Origin of the sequence: Mesorhizobium sp. B2-3-13 (assembly GCF_006442195.1) — a bacterium.
Taxonomy (GTDB): domain Bacteria; phylum Pseudomonadota; class Alphaproteobacteria; order Rhizobiales; family Rhizobiaceae; genus Mesorhizobium; species Mesorhizobium salmacidum.
Map to the genome: position 1 here is coordinate 1 of NZ_VFVQ01000031.1, position 17,330 is coordinate 17,330.

Here is a 17,330-nt window from a genome sequence, read left to right on the forward strand (position 1 = left end):
CTGGACTGCCTTCCCAAAGAATCTCTTCTCAGACCAATTTCAACTCCCAAAACGCCATATGCGATTCCCCTGCCCTCGTGGGGGAGATGTCCGGCAGAAGGGGGCGCTGTCCCGCCGACGTTTCGGATTGGCGGCCTCAACCGCCCAGCGCGTCAAGCCGCGCACGAAGGGCTGCGACTTCCTGCTCCAGCCCTTCCACCCTCGCCTCCAGGTCGGAGACGGGGATAGTCGGCGCACTCCGGTGCGCCGATAGAGCGGCAACATCGACCGGGCCAGCGAGGAGATGCACGTAGCGGTCCTCGCGCTGGCCCGGCCCGCGCGGGATTTCCTGGACCAGCGGTGGCCGGCGGCCGATCAGCATGTCGAGTTCACCGCGCAGGTCTTCGATCGACGAAAACCGCGCCATGCGCTCAGCGCGCGCCAGCAGCTCATGCGCCGTCTGTGGTCCGCGCAGCAGGAGCAGGCCGAGCAGCGCAGTTTGCGGCGTGGTCAGCGAGAAGCGCTGCGCCATCTGATGCTCATAACGCTCCACGCGCGAGCCGAACATCTGCCGCACGAGTCCTTTCTGCTCAAGCAGCTTCAGGGCCCGGTGCACCTCTGTCTGTTCCAGGGCCATGACAGGCTCGCGTGCCGTCTTCTGGTTGGCTGCGGCAAGTGCCGCGTTGAGCGTCAGCGGATAGACGTCCGGCGTCAGCTCCTTCTTCTCGATCAGGCAGCCGAGCACGCGCACTTCGACGGGAGAGAGAACAGGAAGGTCGTCGCTCATTGAGATCGCTATCCTTTCGAAAGCCGGAGGGACAACGCGAAGGATCGCGGCCTACCGCCGGACTAAACCCTTCTCTCCACCATCATCTTCTTGATCTCGGCGATCGCCTTCGCGGGATTCAGCCCCTTCGGACAGGTCTGCGCGCAGTTCATGATGGTGTGGCAGCGATAGAGCCGGAACGGGTCTTCGAGATTGTCGAGCCGTTCGCCCTTGGCCTCGTCACGGCTGTCGATCAGCCAGCGATAGGCCTGCAGCAGCGTCGCCGGGCCGAGATAGCGGTCGCCGTTCCACCAGTAGCTCGGGCACGAGGTGGAGCAGCATGCGCACAGGATGCACTCGTAAAGCCCGTCGAGCTTTTCGCGGTCCTCATGGCTCTGCAGCCATTCCTTGGCCGGCGTTGGCGACACCGTCTTCAGCCATGGCTCGATCGAGGCGTGCTGGGCGTAGAAATTGGTAAGGTCGGGCACCAGGTCCTTGATCACGGGCATATGCGGCAGCGGATAGACCTTGATCGCGCCTGAAACGTCGTCGCAGCCCTTGGTACAGGCAAGCGTGTTCGAACCGTCGATGTTCATGGCGCAAGAGCCGCAAATGCCCTCGCGGCAGGAGCGGCGCAGCGTCAGCGTCGGGTCGATCTTGTTCTTGATCCACAGCAGCGCGTCGAGCACCATCGGCCCGCAATCGTCCATATCGACGAAATAGGTGTCCATACGCGGGTTCTCGTCATCGTCCGGCGACCAGCGATAGATGCGATATTCGCGCAGATTGGTGGCACCCTCCGGCTTCGGCCAGGTCTTGCCCTGTTGGATCTTCGAGTTCTTCGGGAGGGTGAGTTCGACCATTACCTCAGGTCCTTTCGGATGACGAGCTTCAGCCCGGACCAGATTTCATTCACGGCGGCGACCTTGACGTCGACAAGGTCGAGCTTCAGCGCTTCAGCGCGGACAACGCCTTCGGTGACATCGGTGTCCACTTTCGACGCCTTCTTCGGCCAGGAGACCCAGATCATGCCGTCGCGTTTGATCGCCGCTTCGACATAGCCGAGGCGACCCTCGATCTCGGCGCGCTGCCGGGTGAAGGCGTGGACGGCGTCGTATTTCAGGGTTGCGCCCGAAATGCCGGACCATTCGGCCAGCCGGTCGACCTCGGCAAAATCGACGGCCTCAGTGAGGCTCTCGAGTTCGCTTGGCAGCGCGATAAAGGCGGCAATCATGCCGTCCTTCAGGCCGAGCTTGGCCGGAAGGGGCGTGCCGGAATATCCCGCCGCCGTCGCCATTGTCAGTACACCCTGGCCTTCGGCGCGATCTTGGCGAGACTGATGCCGCCGTCTTTCTCCGCCACCAGTGGCTCGGTGTGCACCGGCCGGTAGGTCAGCGTCACCGCACCGTCCTCGCCGAGACGGGCGAGCGTGTGCTTGCGCCAGTTGGCGTCGTCGCGGGCGGAAAAATCTTCCCGCGCGTGCGCACCACGGCTCTCCTTGCGCGCCTCGGCGCCATGGACGGTGGTGATGGCGTTGGCCATCAGGTTTTCCAGCTCCAGCGTCTCGACCAGGTCCGAATTCCAGATCATCGAGCGGTCGAACACCTTTATGTCCTTGAGCTCGGTCCAGATTTGCGAAATGCGCCTGCAGCCGTTTTCGAGCGATTCCTGCGTACGGAACACGGCTGCGTCCTCCTGCATCGCCTTCTGCATCTTTTCGCGCAGAACCGCCGTCGGCGTCGAACCGTTGGCATGGCGCAGCCGGTCGAAGCGGTCCATGATCTTGTCGACCGAAGCCTGGTTGGGCGACGGGATCGCCGCCTTGCGGTCGATGACTTGGCCGGCGCGGACCGCCGCGGCGCGGCCGAACACCACCAGATCGATCAGCGAGTTCGAGCCCAGCCGGTTGGCGCCGTGCACGGAAGCGCAGCCCGCCTCGCCCACCGCCATCAGGCCGGGCGAGACCCGGTCGGGGTTTTCGGCGGTCGGGTTGAGCACCTCGCCCCAGTAATTGGTCGGCACGCCGCCCATATTGTAATGCACCGTCGGCAGCACCGGGATCGGCTCCTTGGTCAGGTCGACACCGGCGAAGATTTTTGCCGACTCCGAAATGCCCGGAAGCCGTTCGTGCAGAACCGCCGGATCGAGATGATCGAGGTGCAGGAAGATGTGGTCCTTGTTCTTGCCGACGCCGCGGCCCTCGCGGATTTCCAGCGTCATGCAGCGCGAGACGACGTCGCGCGAGGCGAGGTCCTTGGCCGACGGTGCGTAGCGCTCCATGAAGCGCTCGCCCTCGGAGTTGACGAGGTAGCCGCCCTCGCCGCGCGCGCCCTCGGTGATCAGGCATCCGGCGCCGTAAATGCCGGTCGGATGGAACTGCACGAACTCCATGTCCTGCAGGGGAAGCCCGGCCCGTGCGGCCATGCCGCCGCCGTCCCCGGTGCAGGTGTGCGCCGAGGTGGCGGAGAAATAAGCGCGCCCATAACCGCCGGTCGCCAGCACCACCATCTTGGCCGAGAAGCGGTGAATGGTGCCGTCATCGAGATTCCACGCCACGACGCCGGTGCAGGTGCCGTCCGGCTCCATGATCAGGTCGAGCGCGAAATACTCGATGAAGAACTGCGCGTTGTTCTTCAGCGACTGGCCGTAGAGCGTATGCAGGATGGCGTGGCCGGTGCGGTCGGCCGCGGCGCAGGTGCGCTGCACGGGCGGGCCGTCGCCATAGTTCATCATGTGGCCGCCGAACGGTCGCTGGTAGATCTTGCCTTCTTCGGTGCGCGAGAAAGGCACGCCGTAATGTTCGAGCTCGTAGACCGCGGCCGGCGCCTCGCGCACCATGTATTCCATGGCATCGACATCGCCCAGCCAGTCCGACCCCTTGACGGTGTCGTACATGTGCCACTGCCAGGAATCCGGCCCCATATTGGAGAGCGAGGCGGCGATGCCGCCTTGCGCGGCGACCGTATGCGAGCGCGTCGGGAACACTTTGGTGATGCAGGCGGTGCGCAGGCCCTGTTCGGCCATGCCGAGCGTGGCGCGCAGGCCAGCGCCCCCGGCGCCGACGATCACCACGTCGAACTTGTGGTCGACAAAGGTATAGCCTGCCGCGTTGGCTGATTTCGTGTCCTGGGCCAAGACTTCAGCCTCCGAATGCCAGTTTCAGCAGGGCGAAGAGCGAAGCGACGCCGACCGCTATGGTGAAGAATGTGTTGAGGGCGATCAGCGCCAGCTTCATGCCTTCGCCATGCACATAGTCCTCGATGATCACCTGCATGCCGATCCGCATATGGTAGAGCGGCGAGATGAGCACCAGGGCCATGACCAACCCCACGAACGGGTTGGCGAGCGCTGCCCGCACCTGCGCATAACCGGCACCGTTGAGCGCGATCAGGAACCCGGTGAAAAACAGGATCAGCGGGATGTTGGCGATCGCCGTCAGCCGCTGGCGCCAGAAATGCCCGGTGCCTTCGCGGGCCGAGCCCAAGCCGCGCACCTTGGCGAGCGGAGTGCGCATGTCGATTTTTTTCGCACTCATCACAAAGCTCCCCGCGCCATATAGCCGGCGATCCAGATCAAGAGTGTGAGCAGGACCGAGCCGGCAAGCGTCGCCCAGGCGATCTTCGAGGCCGTGTGTTTTTCAAGTCCGGCGCCGGTATCCCAGATCAGATGGCGGACACCGCCCAGCATGTGATGCATGAGAGCCCAGGTGTAGCCGAACAGGATGAGCCGGCCGAGCCACGTGCCGAACGCCCAGTTCACCCAGTCGAAAGCACCCTGCGAACTTGCCGCCGCCATCAGCCAGACGGCGACCAGCAGCGTGCCGAAATAGAGCGCTCCCCCGGTGATGCGATGGATGATCGACATCGTCATGGTGATCGGCGGCCGGTAGACCGTCAGGTGCGGCGAAAGCGGCCTTTCGCGTCTGGCTTGGGTGGCTGGTGATTTGCTCATGGCTGCCCCAGTTCGGCGTCTCCCGCCTCAGGTGGAAATGCGGCATTACCGCTTCCGGTTGCGACTTCGGACAGCCGGTTTCTAATGCTCTTTTTGCACCGCGTCAAAGCCAGAAAACCGTTTCGAAAACGTAATTTAGTCTGACTAAAAGGCCGGATGCGGCTTCAATCGATTAGCGGCTGAGCACCCGAAGCCGGCTCGATATCGTTGCAGTGCAGCATGTCTGGCCCGAGGCGCTGCCGTGCCGGGATTTGCATCAGCGGGTGCAGGTCTGCGGCGTCGACCCCCTCTTCATCACCAGCGCCTCGCGCCCGTCGATCACGATTGCGTCATGCGTCACCGCCTGGTAGCGGCTGCTCTGGTTTGCCGGCGATGCCGCGAACTCCTCGGTGGCGCCTTCCTGCCCGACCACGCGCAGCGACGTGCCGAGATTTTGGATGGTGATCATGCCGCCATTGCCGCACCTATAGGTGGCCATGCCCGTGGTGAGGCGTGGCGCGGTGAGGTCCGTGGTGATCTTGGTTGCCGGTGGCGCGGGCTGTTGCTGGGCGGGAGCGGCAGGCGGCACCACGGGTGTAACCCTGCTCGCGGCCTTGGGCGCGCCGTCTTCCGGCACACAGGCACCGGCCGCGAAAAGCAGCGGAACAATGAACGACACCCGAACCGTTCGGCCAAACATCATGTGCTGCCCCTCCTGCCCCGAGGCACGCTAGCCACGCGGCGCGGCAAGATCAAGTTCGCCCGAGCGGCCATGTCGACCGGTTGGGGACATCGGCGGCGAACTGCAAAAATTAACCATGTTCATTAAGAAACGGCCATTGAGCCACTCCTCCCCTTAACAAAGGTTAAGAAAGAGTTAATTTCCGATTCGGATCAGATCGGGGCGCGATCTCTCTCGCGCCGACAAAGGGAGAGCGACATGCATTCCAACTCAGTGCGGGCCAAATCGGTGCGGGCCAAACTGGTCCGGACAAGCCTCGCGGTCACGCTGGCCGCACTTGCCGTTGCGGTGGCCGCGCCGGCCGAGGCCGGCTTGCGCCATCACGACCGCGTCTACGCCGATTCGTTCGGCAATCTCGTCATCGACAGCGCCGCCGGCTACAAGCGCATCATCGTCGGCGAAGGCAAGCTGGCCAAACAACTGTCCGACTACACCAGCGCCGGCCAGCCCAAGATAATCTACCAGAATGAATCCGACGACATATCGGGCGACGGCGACTGCTATCGCCCGCCGGTGTTCGTCAAGGGCCGCCCCTATATGTACGGCCTTTCCGACGGCGAGATGCCGGAGCTCAGCCCCTGCCGCTGATACGGGCCTGGCCGATTCTTACCACGGCCAGCCCATCGGCTGGCCCGGTGGAGACACGCACGCAGTCGCGCCCGGCATTCTTTGCCAGGTAGAGCGCTTCATCCGCACGCCGCATCAGGTCTGAGAAACCCTCGCCCATGTGAAGCTCGGCAATGCCGAAGCTCGACGTGCAGCGCGTGTCGGGCGGCAACCCGTTGACGGGCGAAGCGCCGAATGCATGGCGGATGCCTTCCGCGAACAGCCGGGCGGCTGCAAGGTTGGCTCCTGTCAGGATAATAGCGAACTCCTCGCCACCGATGCGGCCAACCACGTGATGACCCTCGGCCGCCTCTCGCAGCAGGCCGGCGAAGGTCTCGATCACCCGATCGCCGGAGGCATGGCCGAAACTGTCGTTGACGCTCTTGAAATGATCGAGATCGGCAATGACCATTGCCACCGGCGCGCCCAGGCGCGTGGCGTCGTGCACGGCCAGCTCCGCGTGACGCGTGAAACCGCCACGGTTGAGCAGGCCCGACAGCGTGTCCACCTCCGACTTCGACGTCACTTCGGCAAGCACATCGCGAACGAGAATGGCCAACATCAGCAGAGCCAGCGCCAGCGCAAAGACAGTGCCCAGCGACTGCGACACCAGCGCGTAACTGCTTTGCAGATAAGCCTGCGGATTGGCGCCCCAGCCGCCGAGCGCATGCGCGATGAACGGCTTTGAGGCAAACTGCAGGCCGCTGGCGGCAAGCAACGCCATCAAGATCAGATCGAGCCGACCGCGGCCTTGCCTCGACTGCCAGACGATGCCGAGGCCGGTGAACTGCATGGCTGCGTAGGGAAGCTGGTAGACCATCATGCGGGTGAGCGACTGGCGCGGCAGATCCTGCACGAAATAGACCGCGATGGTGGTGACGGCCAGAAAGAACAGCATCGGCGTCCATGGCGGCGCCACGCCATATTTGCGGGCAAGTCCGCCATTGAAGGCAATGGTGGCGCCAAGGAAAACGGCAAAGGCGGTAACCACCGGAAGCCGCGCGTCGCTGAAGACGGGAATGCTGAATTCGATCGCCGAATAGGCCATGCCCAGGACATAACCTGACGCCAGCCAGCGCGCCGGCGCGCGGCCGGCATCGTGGAACGAGACAGCCATGAAGGATGCCGCCAGCAGGCCGGCGACCGCCAGGTTGATCAACAGGATGAAGTTGGCGCCGCTCATGGATCCTCAAACCCCTGCCGACAGCTAAACATCGCCGGGCGAAAAAGACGTTAACGCCGAGCGCGGATGCGGCGGTCAGCTGGCCCTGAGCGGCTCCGGCACGAACATCGTCTCCGGCCGCTCGTAGGAGACGCGCACGCCGTCGCGGCCATTTTTCTTGGCCTTGTAAAGCGCCTCGTCGGCCCGGCGCAACAAGGGCTCCAGCGTCTCGTCGCCGCTGCGGGCCGCCACGCCGAAGCTGGCGGTGACCTTCGTGCCGGCGGGAAGCCCGTCGACGCCGCCGGCCGAATAGAGTGTGCGCACCGCCTCGGCGAACAGCCGGGCGGCGGCGAGATCGGTCAGCGGCAGGAGCACGGCGAATTCCTCGCCGCCGATGCGCCCCGCGGCACCTCGTGCTCCCGTGGCCGAGCGCAGCTTGGCGGCAAAGTCCGCAATCGCGCGGTCACCGGCGGCATGCCCGTGCACGTCGTTGAGGGCCTTGAAATGGTCGAGGTCGGCCAGCACCAGCGCCACCGGGAATTTGGCCATGGCGCAATGCTGCAGCAGCATGGCGGCGCGCTCCTCGAAACCTCGGCGGTTGAGCAGCCCCGAAAGCGGGTCGGTATGGGTTTCCGTCTTCAGCGCCTTCATCACGTCGAGCGCGGCCGCGGTGAAGAGGCAAAGCGCGATCAGCAGCGACAGCAGTGCGTGCGACAACAACGCCGTCGTCCAGTAGGACGAGCCGTAGAAGCCGTCATAGCTGGCGAAGGGCCCGTGCGCGATGACCACCACCAGGGTGCGCACGAAGAAATTGACGCTGGACAGCAGCGACAGCACGAACAGGATCTTTTCTGTCGGGCCATTGTTGCGCACCGGGCGCAATTCGGCGGCGACGAGCAGGCTGAGGCCGCCGAAACCGAAATTCATCGCCAGGATGCGCCAGGTGAGATCCGGGGTGACGAAGAGAAACCACGCGAACGCCGCAAGGCCGCCGCCCGCCAGCACGGCGATTCCCACACCGGGCACCTTCCTGCCGTAGCGGGCGATGATGGCGCCCGACAGGCAGCAGGCGGCGATGGTGAAGCAGATGTTCGACACCAGCTTGGTCAGCACCACGCCGATCGGCAAGGTGAAATACTGGAACAGGAAGCCGGGCGCCGAGGCGCAGTAGCTGAGCGCCAGCACCGCCAGATAGGGACGATGGCGCTGGTAGAACCACAGCACGAGAAACGCCGCGCCGAGCGCCAGCGCGATCGTCGGATTGAGCAACGCTATGAACAGGCCAGTGTCCAAAGGACCGTGACTTCTCTCGCTTGACGTCACGGAAGACCTTAGGGGGCAAGCCCAAACAAGCCGTTAAGCCAGGGTGTTGGCGCGATATGTCGGCGGGGAACCCGGTGCTGTCGGCAGCGTTCCTCAATTCACAATCCAGGAGCAGGCTATGGCCGACACGATCACATTGACCGACCACGATGCAATCCGTTCATGGGCTGCCGGGCGCGCCGGCTTTCCGGCAATCGTCGACATATCGCCCGAGGCTGGGACGCAGCCCATGCTGAGGCTGGTCTTCGGCCAGAACGCCTATCAGGACCAGGACCAGCCGGAACGGCCCGTCAATGCCGGCGGCTATGAGCTTGTCGAATGGGACGAATGGTTCAAGCTCTTCGAAGAGCAGCAGCTGGCGCTCGTGGTCGCGGCGGACGAACCTGGTCGCCGCGAGGAATTCCACGAGCTCATACGGCGTGACGGCAAGGCCTGACCCGGGCCGCGCCAGGCTTGGGTCAATGCCGAGCCTGGCTTATTTCCAGTCGCGGATGTCGACGAAGTGGCCGGCGATCGCCGCCGCCGCCGCCATCGCCGGCGACACCAGATGGGTGCGGCCCTTGAAGCCTTGCCGGCCCTCGAAATTGCGGTTCGAGGTCGAGGCGCAGCGTTCATGCGGCTTCAGCCGGTCGTCGTTCATGGCCAGGCACATCGAGCAGCCCGGCTCGCGCCAGTCGAAACCGGCGGCGAGAAAGATCTTGTCCAGCCCCTCGGCTTCCGCTTGCTCCTTCACCAGGCCGGAGCCCGGCACGATCATGGCATCGACATGCGGGCTGACCGTCTTGCCTTCGACCACCTTGGCGACGGCGCGCAGATCCTCGATGCGGCCATTGGTGCAGGAGCCGATGAAGACGCGGTCGAGCGTGATGTCGGTGATCTTCGTCCCCGGCGTCAGGCCCATATAGTCGAGCGCGCGCAGCTTGGAGGTGCGCTTGTTCTCGTCGGTGATGTCATCCGGGTTAGGCACGATGCCTTGCACTGAGACGACGTCCTCGGGCGAAGAGCCCCAGGAGACGATCGGCGGCAGTTTCGCCGCGTCGAGCACGATCACCTTGTCGAAATGCGCGCCTTCGTCGGTCCGCAGCGTCTTCCAGTATTCGAGCGCCGCGTCCCAGGCAGCGCCCTTGGGCGCGCGCGGCTTGTCCTTGACATAGGCGAAGGTGGTCTCGTCCGCCGCGATCAGGCCGGCGCGCGCGCCGCCTTCGATCGACATGTTGCAGATCGTCATGCGGCCTTCCATCGACAGCGCACGGATCGCCTCGCCGGCATATTCGATGACATAACCGGTGCCGCCGGCGGTGCCGATCTCGCCGATGATGGCGAGGATGATGTCCTTGGCGGTGACGCCTTCCGGCAGCACGCCATCGACGCGGACCAGCATGTTCTTGGCCTTGCGCTGGATCAGCGTCTGCGTCGCCAGCACATGCTCGACTTCCGACGTGCCGATGCCATGCGCCAGCGCGCCGAAAGCACCATGGGTGGAGGTGTGGCTGTCGCCGCAGACGATGGTCATGCCCGGCAGCGTAAAGCCCTGCTCGGGTCCGATGATGTGGACGATGCCCTGGCGGATATCGTTCTCGGAATAATACTCGACGCCGAAATCCCTGGCGTTCTTGGCCAGCGCCTCGACCTGGATGCGGCTTTCCTCGTTCTTGATGCCGAACTTGCGCTCGGGCGAGGTCGAGACATTGTGATCGACAACGGCCAGCGTCTTTTCCGGGTGACGGACTTTTCTGCCGCTCATGCGCAGGCCCTCAAAGGCCTGCGGGCTGGTCACTTCATGAACGAGGTGGCGGTCGATATAGAGCAGGCAGGTGCCGTCGTCCTGGCGGTCGACGACATGGTCGTCGAAAATCTTGTCGTAGAGGGTGCGCGGTGCGCTCATGTGCGTAAATCCGTCGATATGAGAATGGGAAAGAACTGATGCCGCAAGCCTGCAGCTGGCCGTCAGGGATCAGCGAAGTCGGCTGGTCAGGGCGCCGGACATGCGCGCGGAGAAGCGCGACGGCAGGCGTTTTCTGTCCTGCAGCACGAATCCCTTGTAGGCCGGATCGCCAAAAAGCTCTTCCATGGCCGGGTAGATAGCAATGTTTTGGGTTTTCGGCAATTGCGGCGTGTCGCCAGCGCTCAGATCACCTCGAACACAAAGGTCCTCACCAGCGCGTCCGGCTCGGCGATCGCATAGCAGCGAAACCACGGGCTTGCCTCAACCGTCCGCCACTTTCCTCCCTGCTCCAATTCATCGAACACCACCTGGAACCCGCCGCTCTCGAAAACCTGGTCGCGCACGGTGAAGATGGCGTGGCCGCCCTTCTTCGTGATGCGCACCAGCTCGTGCAGGCCAGACGCCGGCGCGTGGCTGATGGTGAACACACCGGCGGAGAAGAAGGCGCGGAAATGGCCGTCCGGCCACGGCAGCGGGCCGCCAAGCATCGCCTGCTTCAGCTCGCTGTAGGCATTGCGACTGCCGGCGATCTTGAGCATGTCGTCCGAGAGATCCAGCCCGGCAATGTCACTGTAACCGAGCGCTTTCAAGGAAGGTCCCGACAGGCCGGTGCCGCAGCCGGCGTCGAGCAGCGGCCCCTCGCCCGCCGGCACGTGGCGCGCCACCCAGGCGGTGATCAGGAACGGCAGGAGATAACCGAGCGAGGCGGTTTCGCTGTCATAGGTCGCGGCCCATGCGGTATAGGCTTGCGCCAGCGTTTCGGGCGTATCGGCCGTGTAGACCGAATCCAGCGCCGCATTGGCCTTGTCGATGTTCATGGGCACGCTCCTCCGGTAAGCACCCGAGCCTAACGCTGTCCTGGCCGAAAAACTATTCCTCGTGCTGGCGGCGCAAACGCCGCTCCAGCGCCCTGAGCGACAGCGACAGGCCAATGGTGAGGATGAGATAGATATAGGCTGTTATCGAATAGGTCTCGAAGAAGCGGAACGAGCCGGCCGCATAGACCTTGCCCATCTGCGTGATGTCGGCGACGCCGAGCACCGAGACCAGCGAGGAATCCTTGACCAGGGCGACGAAATCATTGCCGAGCGGCGGCAGGATGGTGCGGATCGCCTGCGGGAACACGACCAGCCGGAAGCGCTGCGCGCGGCTCAGCCCCAAGGCCTTCGCCGCCTCGATCTGGCCTTTCTCGACCGACTGGATGCCGGCCCGGAAAACCTCCGAGATGAAGGCCGAATAGCCGATTGTCAGCGCCATGATGGCGCGCCACAGCAACGACACGTCGCGCACCAGCAGCTCGCCGAGAATGCCGGCGCTCTGCAACGGCGCGGTCAGCGCGTTCCAGGCCGCGACGAAGGCCGGCGCGCCGGCAAACGCGATCCAGAACAGCAGCACCAGGATCGGCACGCCACGGATGATCTCGACATAGAAGCGCGCGATCTGCCGCAGCCAGGTCGAGCCCGACAGGCCCATGAGCGCAATGCCGAGGCCGATGATCGACGCCATGGCGAAAGCAACCACGGTGACGAAGACGGTGATGCCGATGCCCTTGGCGACAGTGGCGAAGACCTGCGCGTAGAGATCGCTGGCCGCGATGGCGAGTGCGGCCGCCAACGCAAGGACGCCGGCAACGGCGAGCCACCAGGGAAAGTCGGGTTTGGAGATGGAGGGGGCTGCCATCAGGTGGCGTAAGAACTGAGAGAGGGACGCGGGCGCAGCCTCAGCGCAACTCCCTGCCCCTCAGACGACTCCTTCAACAAGATTGGCTCACTGCCCCATCTTGTAATCAAGGAACCATTTCTTGTTGAGCGCATCGAGCGTGCCATCCGCCTTGAGCGCCGCGATCGCCGCGTTGACCGGCTTCACCAGGTCCGAGCCCTTGGGGAAGATGAAGCCGAAATCCTCGGTGCCGAGCGGGCCGCCGATCAGCTTCAGCTTGCCCTCCGAGGCATCGACATAGCCCTTGCCCGCAGTGCCGTCGGTCAGCACGACGTCGACATCGCCGGATTTCAGCGCCTGCACCGTGGCGCCAAATGTTTCGAACAGTTTGATGCGCGGGTTCTGCTCATTGCCGTCCAGCACGCTGTAGACGGCGGTATAGAATGGCGTGGTGCCCGCCTGCGCGCCGATCAGCCCGTCCTTGAAGGCGCCGAAGGTCTTGGCATCGGTGAAGCGGCCTTCATCGCCGCGCACCAGCATGAACTGTTCCGAGCGCATATAGGGGTCGGAGAAATCCACCTTCTGCTTGCGGTCGTCCTTGATGGTGATCCCGGTCATGCCGATGTTGTACTGGTTATCCGAAACCGCCTGGATCATCGCGTCCCAGGAGGTGTTCTGGTACTCGACCTTGAAATTGAGCCGCTTGGCGATCTCGTTCATCGCGTCATATTCCCAGCCGATCTGTTTGCCGGTCTTGGCATCGATGAATTGCAGCGGCGGATAGGCATTCTCCGTCACCACCACCACCTTTTTGCCGCCGAGATCGGGCAGCGCCTGCGCGAAGGCGGCAATGGGCGCCAGGACGAGAGCCAGCAGGCCGGCCAGCAGCAATTTTGATTTGGTCATGACAACACTCCCCGGAAATTGAAAGCGCCCGGGTATCGACCGGGCTTGCAAGAAAATCCGGCGCCGACTTTAGCTTTCCGCAAGCGCCATGCAAGACGGCACGCTGCGTTGGGATAGCCCAAAACGGATTTGGATGCCTTCAATCCGGAGATTTCCGGAACGATCCGTGCCACGGCAATGGACGGCTGCGTTGACGGCTAGGATTTTCCCGTGTCGGGGACCGACGCGTCCGTCGACCGGTCGTCGGCCACAGCGCTACGCAGGCCCGCGACAAGATGGGTGAGTGTGCCGTGCAGGGCCTTCGCTTCGCCTGGTCCGAGCGGGACGCTGCAGGCAAGTGCGGCCGAGACATCCTTCATGCGGGCGCGCAGGGCCTGGCCCTTGGCTGTCGGCTCGACCAGCACCCGGCGCTCGTCCGCGGCATCGCGCCGGCGGGTGACCAGGCCGCCCGCCTCCATCCGCTTGAGCAGCGGCGTCAGCGTCGCTGAATCCAGGCCCAGCGCTTCGCCAAGGTCACCCACCGTGCTCGGCGCACGTTCCCACAGCGCCAGCATCGCCAGATATTGCGGATAGGTCAGGCCGAGCGGATCGAGCAACGGCCGGTAAAGCTTGGTCATCAGCCCGCTCGCCGAATAGAGCGCGAAGCAGAGCTGCTGATCGAGCCGTGGCACCGGGATCGCCCCGGCGGCCTCCGCCGGGGCCTCGCTGTCTTTCGTTTCGAACTTTGTCGTCATGCCACCTTTACCGAAAGCGCCACCTCGACATTGCCCCTGATGGCGTTCGAATAGGGGCAAACCTGATGCGCCGCCGATACAAGCGCTTCCGCCGCCGCCTGATCAAGGCCTTTTGTCTCCGCCGCGAGCGCAACGCCGAGCCTGAAGCCCTCGCCGTTGGGAAGCAGGCTGACAGTGGCGGTTACCGCGGCATCTTCGAGCGGCAGTTTCTGCTTGCGCGCGACGAAGCGGACGGCGCTTTCGAAGCAGGCGGCATAGCCGATGGCGAAAAGCTGTTCGGGATTGGTGGCGCCGCCCGGCCCGCCGAGCTCCTTGGGCATCGCCAGGTCGACCTTGAGCAGGCCGTCGCTGGTCTCGCCATGGCCGGCGCGACCGCCGGTCACGTGGGCCTGTGTGGTGTAGAGTGCCATGTCGTAGTCTCCAATCATGTTGTGCACGATTATTTAGTATACTATGTAATTGGAGGTCAACCACCGTTCCGCATTGCCGGAACTGAAAGCGTTCACAGTCTGGTGAAACGAAAAAAGGCGGCCAAAGCCGCCTTTTTCAAAATCCTTCGTCGAACCTTATTCGGCGGGGGTCGCTTCAGCGGCCTTGGCTGCTTCGGCCTCGGCGGCCGCCTTCTTCTCCGCGGCTTCCTTGGCGGCCGTCTCGGCGGCCAGCGCCTGGGCGGCGGCGACCTTCTCGGCCTCGATGCGGGCCTTCTCGGCGTTCAGCGCATCACGCTCCTCATCGTTGAGCTTGCGGGCGCGCACGCCGGTGTTTTCCGAGATACGAGCCGACTTGCCGCGACGATCGCGCAGGTAATAGAGCTTGGCGCGGCGCACCTTGCCGCGGCGCACGATCTCGACGCCTTCGACCATCGGCGAGTAGACTGGGAACACGCGCTCGACGCCTTCGCCGTAGGAGATCTTGCGGACGGTGAAATTTTCCTGGAAGCCGGAACCGGCGCGGGCGATGACGACGCCCTCATAGGCCTGGACGCGGGTGCGGGTGCCTTCGGTCACGCGGACCTGGACGCGCACGGTGTCGCCGGGCTGGAATTCGGGAAGCTTGCGCTTGGCTTCGATCTTGGCGGCCTGTTCGGCCTCGAGCTGACGGATGAGATCCATCTAGAAATCCACTTCTTGTTCTTCCGACAGTCAGAGCGCCCTACGCTCGCCTTGCAGTTCCATTCGACCGCTCGGCTATGTCCTTTGTCTCCAAGACATTTGTCTTCAAAACATCGGGCAGGGGCGACTACACCGTCATTGTTGACGGGTCCGGCAGATTGTTCTTGCCGGTACGGGCGGGCACATACAGCTATTTCGGCGCTTTGTCACGCCTTGCCCATGCATTTTTTGCCGGCATGGCTCCCGGCATGGCACCATCTTAATCCTGCCGTGCCGGGTTGCGCAGATCCGGCAAGCTCCCTAAGGCAGAAATAGCACACATCCTTACGGCGGCCCTCCATGTCTGTCTTCCACGCCATCCTGCTCTTCCTGGCGGGCTTTCTGTCAGGCGCCGCCAACGCGGTCGCCGGCGGCGGCACCTTCATCACCTTCGGCGCCATGACATTGGTCGGCGTGCCGCCGATCGTCGCCAACGCCACCTCCTCGGTGACGCAATTTCCCGGCTACATCACCTCGACGCTCGCCTACTGGGACGATATCAGGCACTTCTGGCGCGGCGCGCTGCTGCTCTGCCTGATCTCGGCCGGCGGCGCGCTGGCCGGCGCGCTGATCCTGCTGGCGCTCGACAATCCATCCTTTCGCGCCTTGGTGCCGTGGCTGCTTTTGGGCGCGACGGCGCTGTTTGCCGCCGGACCCTGGCTGAAGCCGGCGCCGAAACCTGGACATGACGCGGCCGTGGGTTCTCTCGCCGGTTCGCTGGCCCAATTCGTCACCGCCATCTATGGCGGCTTCTTCGGCGCCGGCATGGGCGTGATGATGCTGGCCACCCTCGGCCTGACCCAAGCCGGCGATTACCACCGGCTGAATGCCTTGAAGAACATGCTCGCGGTGGTCATCGCCGCTGTCGCCATCGTCGTCTTCGTCTCGGGCGGCGTCGTCGCCTGGCCGCAGGCGATCATCATGATCCCGGCCGGCGCGCTGGGCGGCTATGCCGGCGTCTGGATCGCCAAGCGCGTGCCGCAGAAAATGGTGCGCGGCTTCGTGGTCGCCGTCGGCCTGTTTCTCGCCTTCTACTATTTCACCAAAGGCTGAGCGCCCAGAAGATCGGGCCGCCTCTCCTTCGTCAGCCGCTCTGACTGCTCACGCCGCCAGGCGGCGATCTTCTTGTGATTACCCGAGATCAGCACTTCGGGAATCTCCCTGCCCTCGAATTCCTGCGGCCGCGTGTAATGCGGATGTTCGAGCAGGCCGTTCTCGAAACTCTCTTCCTCACCGGACACGGCATTGCCCATCACGCCGGGCAACAGCCGCACCACGGCGTCGAGCAGCACGAGTGCCGCCGGCTCGCCGCCCGACAGGATGAAATCGCCGATCGAGACTTCCTCCAGGCCGCGCGCGTCGATCACCCGCTGGTCGACACCTTCGAAGCGGCCACACAGGATGACGGCGCCCGGCCCGGCGGCGAGCTCGCGCACGCGCGCCTGCGTCAGCGGTTTGCCGCGCGGGCTCATCAAGAGCCGCGGCCGCAAATCACCGGGAGGCGAAGCATGGTCGACCGCCTTGGCCAGCACATCGGCGCGCATCACCATGCCGGCGCCGCCGCCGGCCGGCGTGTCGTCGACGGTGCGATGCTTGTCGATGGCGAAATCGCGGATCTGGATCGCATCAAGCGACCATGTGCCGGCCTCCAGCGCCCGTCCGGCCAGCGACACGCCGAGCGCGCCGGGAAACATCTCGGGATAGAGCGTCAGCACCGACGCGGCAAAACTCACCGGTTGCCCCCGGCGTCGCGCGGTCCGCGCGGCCTGCCCTTGGGGTCGAAATCGTCCTCGCGCGGCGCCTCACCATCCTCGTCCTCGACCAGACCGGCCGCCACCGGGTCGACGCGGACAAAACCCTCGGCGATCGACACGGCAGGCACGGCGACCTGCGTGAACGGGATAAGCACACCCTTGCGCCCGGCGAGCGTCACATCGAGAATGTCGCCGCCGCCGAAATTGTGCACCGCGACGACCTTCCCGATGGCGGCACCGGTATCATCCCGGATTTCCAGCCCGATCAGGTCGGCATGATAGAATTCGTCCTCCTCGCCATCATCGGGCAACATCGAGCGGTCGACGAACAGCTCCGTACCGGCAAGCGCTTCGGCCGCGTTGCGGTCGTTGACGCCCTTGAACCGCACCACGACAACGGTGTTGGCAGGCCTTATGTCGGTGATCTGGAAGGCACGGCCGTCCCTGGCGTAGAGCGGCCCGTAGTCGGCCAGCGCCATTGGATCGCCGGTGAAGGTTTTCACCCTGAGCTCGCCCTTGATGCCGTGCGCGGCTCCGATCACGGCCATTTGGACGGGGTTTTGGGGTTTGCTCATGGGCGAAAAATCCTTTGCCCCTGCTCTAGCGCCGCCTCGCCGTCATTTCAATGACGGCCTCTTCACCGCTTCCTAACCCGAATACCCGAAAATGCCGC

21 protein-coding genes are annotated in these 17,330 nt (G+C 64.3%); 3 read left to right on the forward strand and 18 right to left on the reverse strand.

Features of this window, described 5'->3' with window-relative positions; genetic code table 11:
• Positions 1 to 136: 136 nt before the first annotated feature.
• The 7 genes from FJ941_RS26475 to FJ941_RS26505 form a co-directional block, all read right to left on the reverse strand.
• Complete coding sequence (locus FJ941_RS26475; protein ID WP_140510279.1) at positions 137 to 766, reverse strand: DUF480 domain-containing protein; 630 nt, start codon at positions 764 to 766, stop codon at positions 137 to 139.
• Positions 767 to 828: 62 nt separating this feature from the next.
• A complete protein-coding gene (locus FJ941_RS26480; RefSeq protein WP_027145528.1) occupies positions 829 to 1,608 on the reverse strand; it encodes a succinate dehydrogenase iron-sulfur subunit in 780 nt (259 codons plus the stop codon).
• Positions 1,608 to 2,042, reverse strand: a complete 435-nt coding sequence (locus FJ941_RS26485) for a DUF3052 domain-containing protein (protein ID WP_140510281.1) — start codon at positions 2,040 to 2,042, stop codon at positions 1,608 to 1,610. Before FJ941_RS26485 ends, FJ941_RS26480 begins: the two co-directional genes overlap by 1 nt.
• A 2-nt stretch (positions 2,043 to 2,044) precedes the next feature.
• Positions 2,045 to 3,880 carry a succinate dehydrogenase flavoprotein subunit gene (gene sdhA, locus FJ941_RS26490; protein WP_140510283.1) on the reverse strand — a complete coding sequence of 612 codons (1,836 nt, stop codon included), beginning with the start codon at positions 3,878 to 3,880 and terminating at the stop codon, positions 2,045 to 2,047.
• 4 nt (positions 3,881 to 3,884) lie between these two features.
• Positions 3,885 to 4,280, reverse strand: a complete 396-nt coding sequence (gene sdhD / locus FJ941_RS26495) for a succinate dehydrogenase, hydrophobic membrane anchor protein (protein ID WP_140510285.1) — start codon at positions 4,278 to 4,280, stop codon at positions 3,885 to 3,887.
• Positions 4,280 to 4,696, reverse strand: coding sequence for a succinate dehydrogenase, cytochrome b556 subunit (gene sdhC / locus FJ941_RS26500; protein WP_027145532.1), 417 nt, complete (start codon positions 4,694 to 4,696; stop codon positions 4,280 to 4,282). The genes sdhD and sdhC overlap by 1 nt, the downstream gene beginning before the upstream one ends.
• A gap of 256 nt (positions 4,697 to 4,952) precedes the next feature.
• Complete coding sequence (locus FJ941_RS26505) at positions 4,953 to 5,378, reverse strand: hypothetical protein (RefSeq protein WP_140510287.1); 426 nt, start codon at positions 5,376 to 5,378, stop codon at positions 4,953 to 4,955.
• 252 nt (positions 5,379 to 5,630) lie between these two features.
• Here FJ941_RS26505 and FJ941_RS26510 point away from each other — a divergent pair, with 252 nt between their 5' ends.
• Positions 5,631 to 6,005: a hypothetical protein gene (locus FJ941_RS26510; RefSeq protein WP_140510371.1), complete on the forward strand. Its 375-nt coding sequence runs from the start codon at positions 5,631 to 5,633 to the stop codon at positions 6,003 to 6,005.
• On the opposite strand, the gene FJ941_RS26515 is transcribed toward FJ941_RS26510, so the two are convergent.
• Both FJ941_RS26515 and FJ941_RS26520 read right to left on the reverse strand, forming a co-directional pair.
• Positions 5,989 to 7,206 (reverse strand): GGDEF domain-containing protein, encoded by a 1,218-nt coding sequence (locus FJ941_RS26515; protein WP_140510289.1) that lies wholly within the window; start codon positions 7,204 to 7,206, stop codon positions 5,989 to 5,991. The two genes, FJ941_RS26510 and FJ941_RS26515, sit on opposite strands and share 17 nt — an antisense overlap.
• 75 nt (positions 7,207 to 7,281) lie before the next feature.
• Entirely contained in the window at positions 7,282 to 8,478 is a 1,197-nt protein-coding gene (locus FJ941_RS26520; RefSeq protein WP_140510291.1) for a GGDEF domain-containing protein, read from the reverse strand.
• Between the two features lie 148 nt (positions 8,479 to 8,626).
• Between FJ941_RS26520 and FJ941_RS26525 the strand changes: the two genes are divergently transcribed.
• On the forward strand, positions 8,627 to 8,944 hold the full coding sequence (locus FJ941_RS26525; protein WP_027145537.1) for a hypothetical protein: 318 nt from the start codon (positions 8,627 to 8,629) through the stop codon (positions 8,942 to 8,944).
• Positions 8,945 to 8,983: 39 nt separating this feature from the next.
• Here the strand turns inward: FJ941_RS26525 and leuC are convergent, their stop codons facing one another.
• The 7 genes from leuC to rplS all read right to left on the reverse strand — a co-directional run bounded on the left by leuC (position 8,984) and on the right by rplS (position 14,864).
• Positions 8,984 to 10,393: a 3-isopropylmalate dehydratase large subunit gene (gene leuC / locus FJ941_RS26530; RefSeq protein ID WP_140510293.1), complete on the reverse strand. Its 1,410-nt coding sequence runs from the start codon at positions 10,391 to 10,393 to the stop codon at positions 8,984 to 8,986.
• Between the two features lie 242 nt (positions 10,394 to 10,635).
• On the reverse strand, positions 10,636 to 11,271 hold the full coding sequence (locus FJ941_RS26540) for a class I SAM-dependent methyltransferase (protein ID WP_140510295.1): 636 nt from the start codon (positions 11,269 to 11,271) through the stop codon (positions 10,636 to 10,638).
• Between the two features lie 52 nt (positions 11,272 to 11,323).
• A complete protein-coding gene (locus tag FJ941_RS26545) occupies positions 11,324 to 12,133 on the reverse strand; it encodes an amino acid ABC transporter permease (RefSeq protein ID WP_140510297.1) in 810 nt (269 codons plus the stop codon).
• 87 nt (positions 12,134 to 12,220) lie between these two features.
• Positions 12,221 to 13,018: a transporter substrate-binding domain-containing protein gene (locus tag FJ941_RS26550; protein ID WP_140510299.1), complete on the reverse strand. Its 798-nt coding sequence runs from the start codon at positions 13,016 to 13,018 to the stop codon at positions 12,221 to 12,223.
• Positions 13,019 to 13,215: 197 nt separating this feature from the next.
• The gene (locus tag FJ941_RS26555; protein WP_140510300.1) at positions 13,216 to 13,752 is read right to left on the reverse strand and encodes a MarR family winged helix-turn-helix transcriptional regulator; all 537 of its coding nucleotides are present in this window, start codon (positions 13,750 to 13,752) and stop codon (positions 13,216 to 13,218) included.
• Positions 13,749 to 14,162, reverse strand: a complete 414-nt coding sequence (locus FJ941_RS26560) for an organic hydroperoxide resistance protein (RefSeq protein ID WP_140510302.1) — start codon at positions 14,160 to 14,162, stop codon at positions 13,749 to 13,751. The genes FJ941_RS26555 and FJ941_RS26560 overlap by 4 nt, the downstream gene beginning before the upstream one ends.
• Before the next feature lie 156 nt (positions 14,163 to 14,318).
• Complete coding sequence (gene rplS, locus FJ941_RS26565) at positions 14,319 to 14,864, reverse strand: 50S ribosomal protein L19 (RefSeq protein ID WP_027055127.1); 546 nt, start codon at positions 14,862 to 14,864, stop codon at positions 14,319 to 14,321.
• 339 nt (positions 14,865 to 15,203) lie between these two features.
• Here rplS and FJ941_RS26575 point away from each other — a divergent pair, with 339 nt between their 5' ends.
• Positions 15,204 to 15,956, forward strand: coding sequence for a sulfite exporter TauE/SafE family protein (locus FJ941_RS26575; RefSeq protein WP_140510304.1), 753 nt, complete (start codon positions 15,204 to 15,206; stop codon positions 15,954 to 15,956).
• Here FJ941_RS26575 and trmD read toward each other — a convergent pair.
• Both trmD and rimM read right to left on the reverse strand, forming a co-directional pair.
• Positions 15,938 to 16,636 carry a tRNA (guanosine(37)-N1)-methyltransferase TrmD gene (trmD, locus tag FJ941_RS26580; protein WP_140510306.1) on the reverse strand — a complete coding sequence of 233 codons (699 nt, stop codon included), beginning with the start codon at positions 16,634 to 16,636 and terminating at the stop codon, positions 15,938 to 15,940. The genes FJ941_RS26575 and trmD overlap by 19 nt on opposite strands.
• The gene (gene rimM / locus FJ941_RS26585) at positions 16,633 to 17,232 is read right to left on the reverse strand and encodes a ribosome maturation factor RimM (protein WP_140510308.1); all 600 of its coding nucleotides are present in this window, start codon (positions 17,230 to 17,232) and stop codon (positions 16,633 to 16,635) included. Before rimM ends, trmD begins: the two co-directional genes overlap by 4 nt.
• Between the last annotated feature and the right edge of the window lie 98 nt (positions 17,233 to 17,330).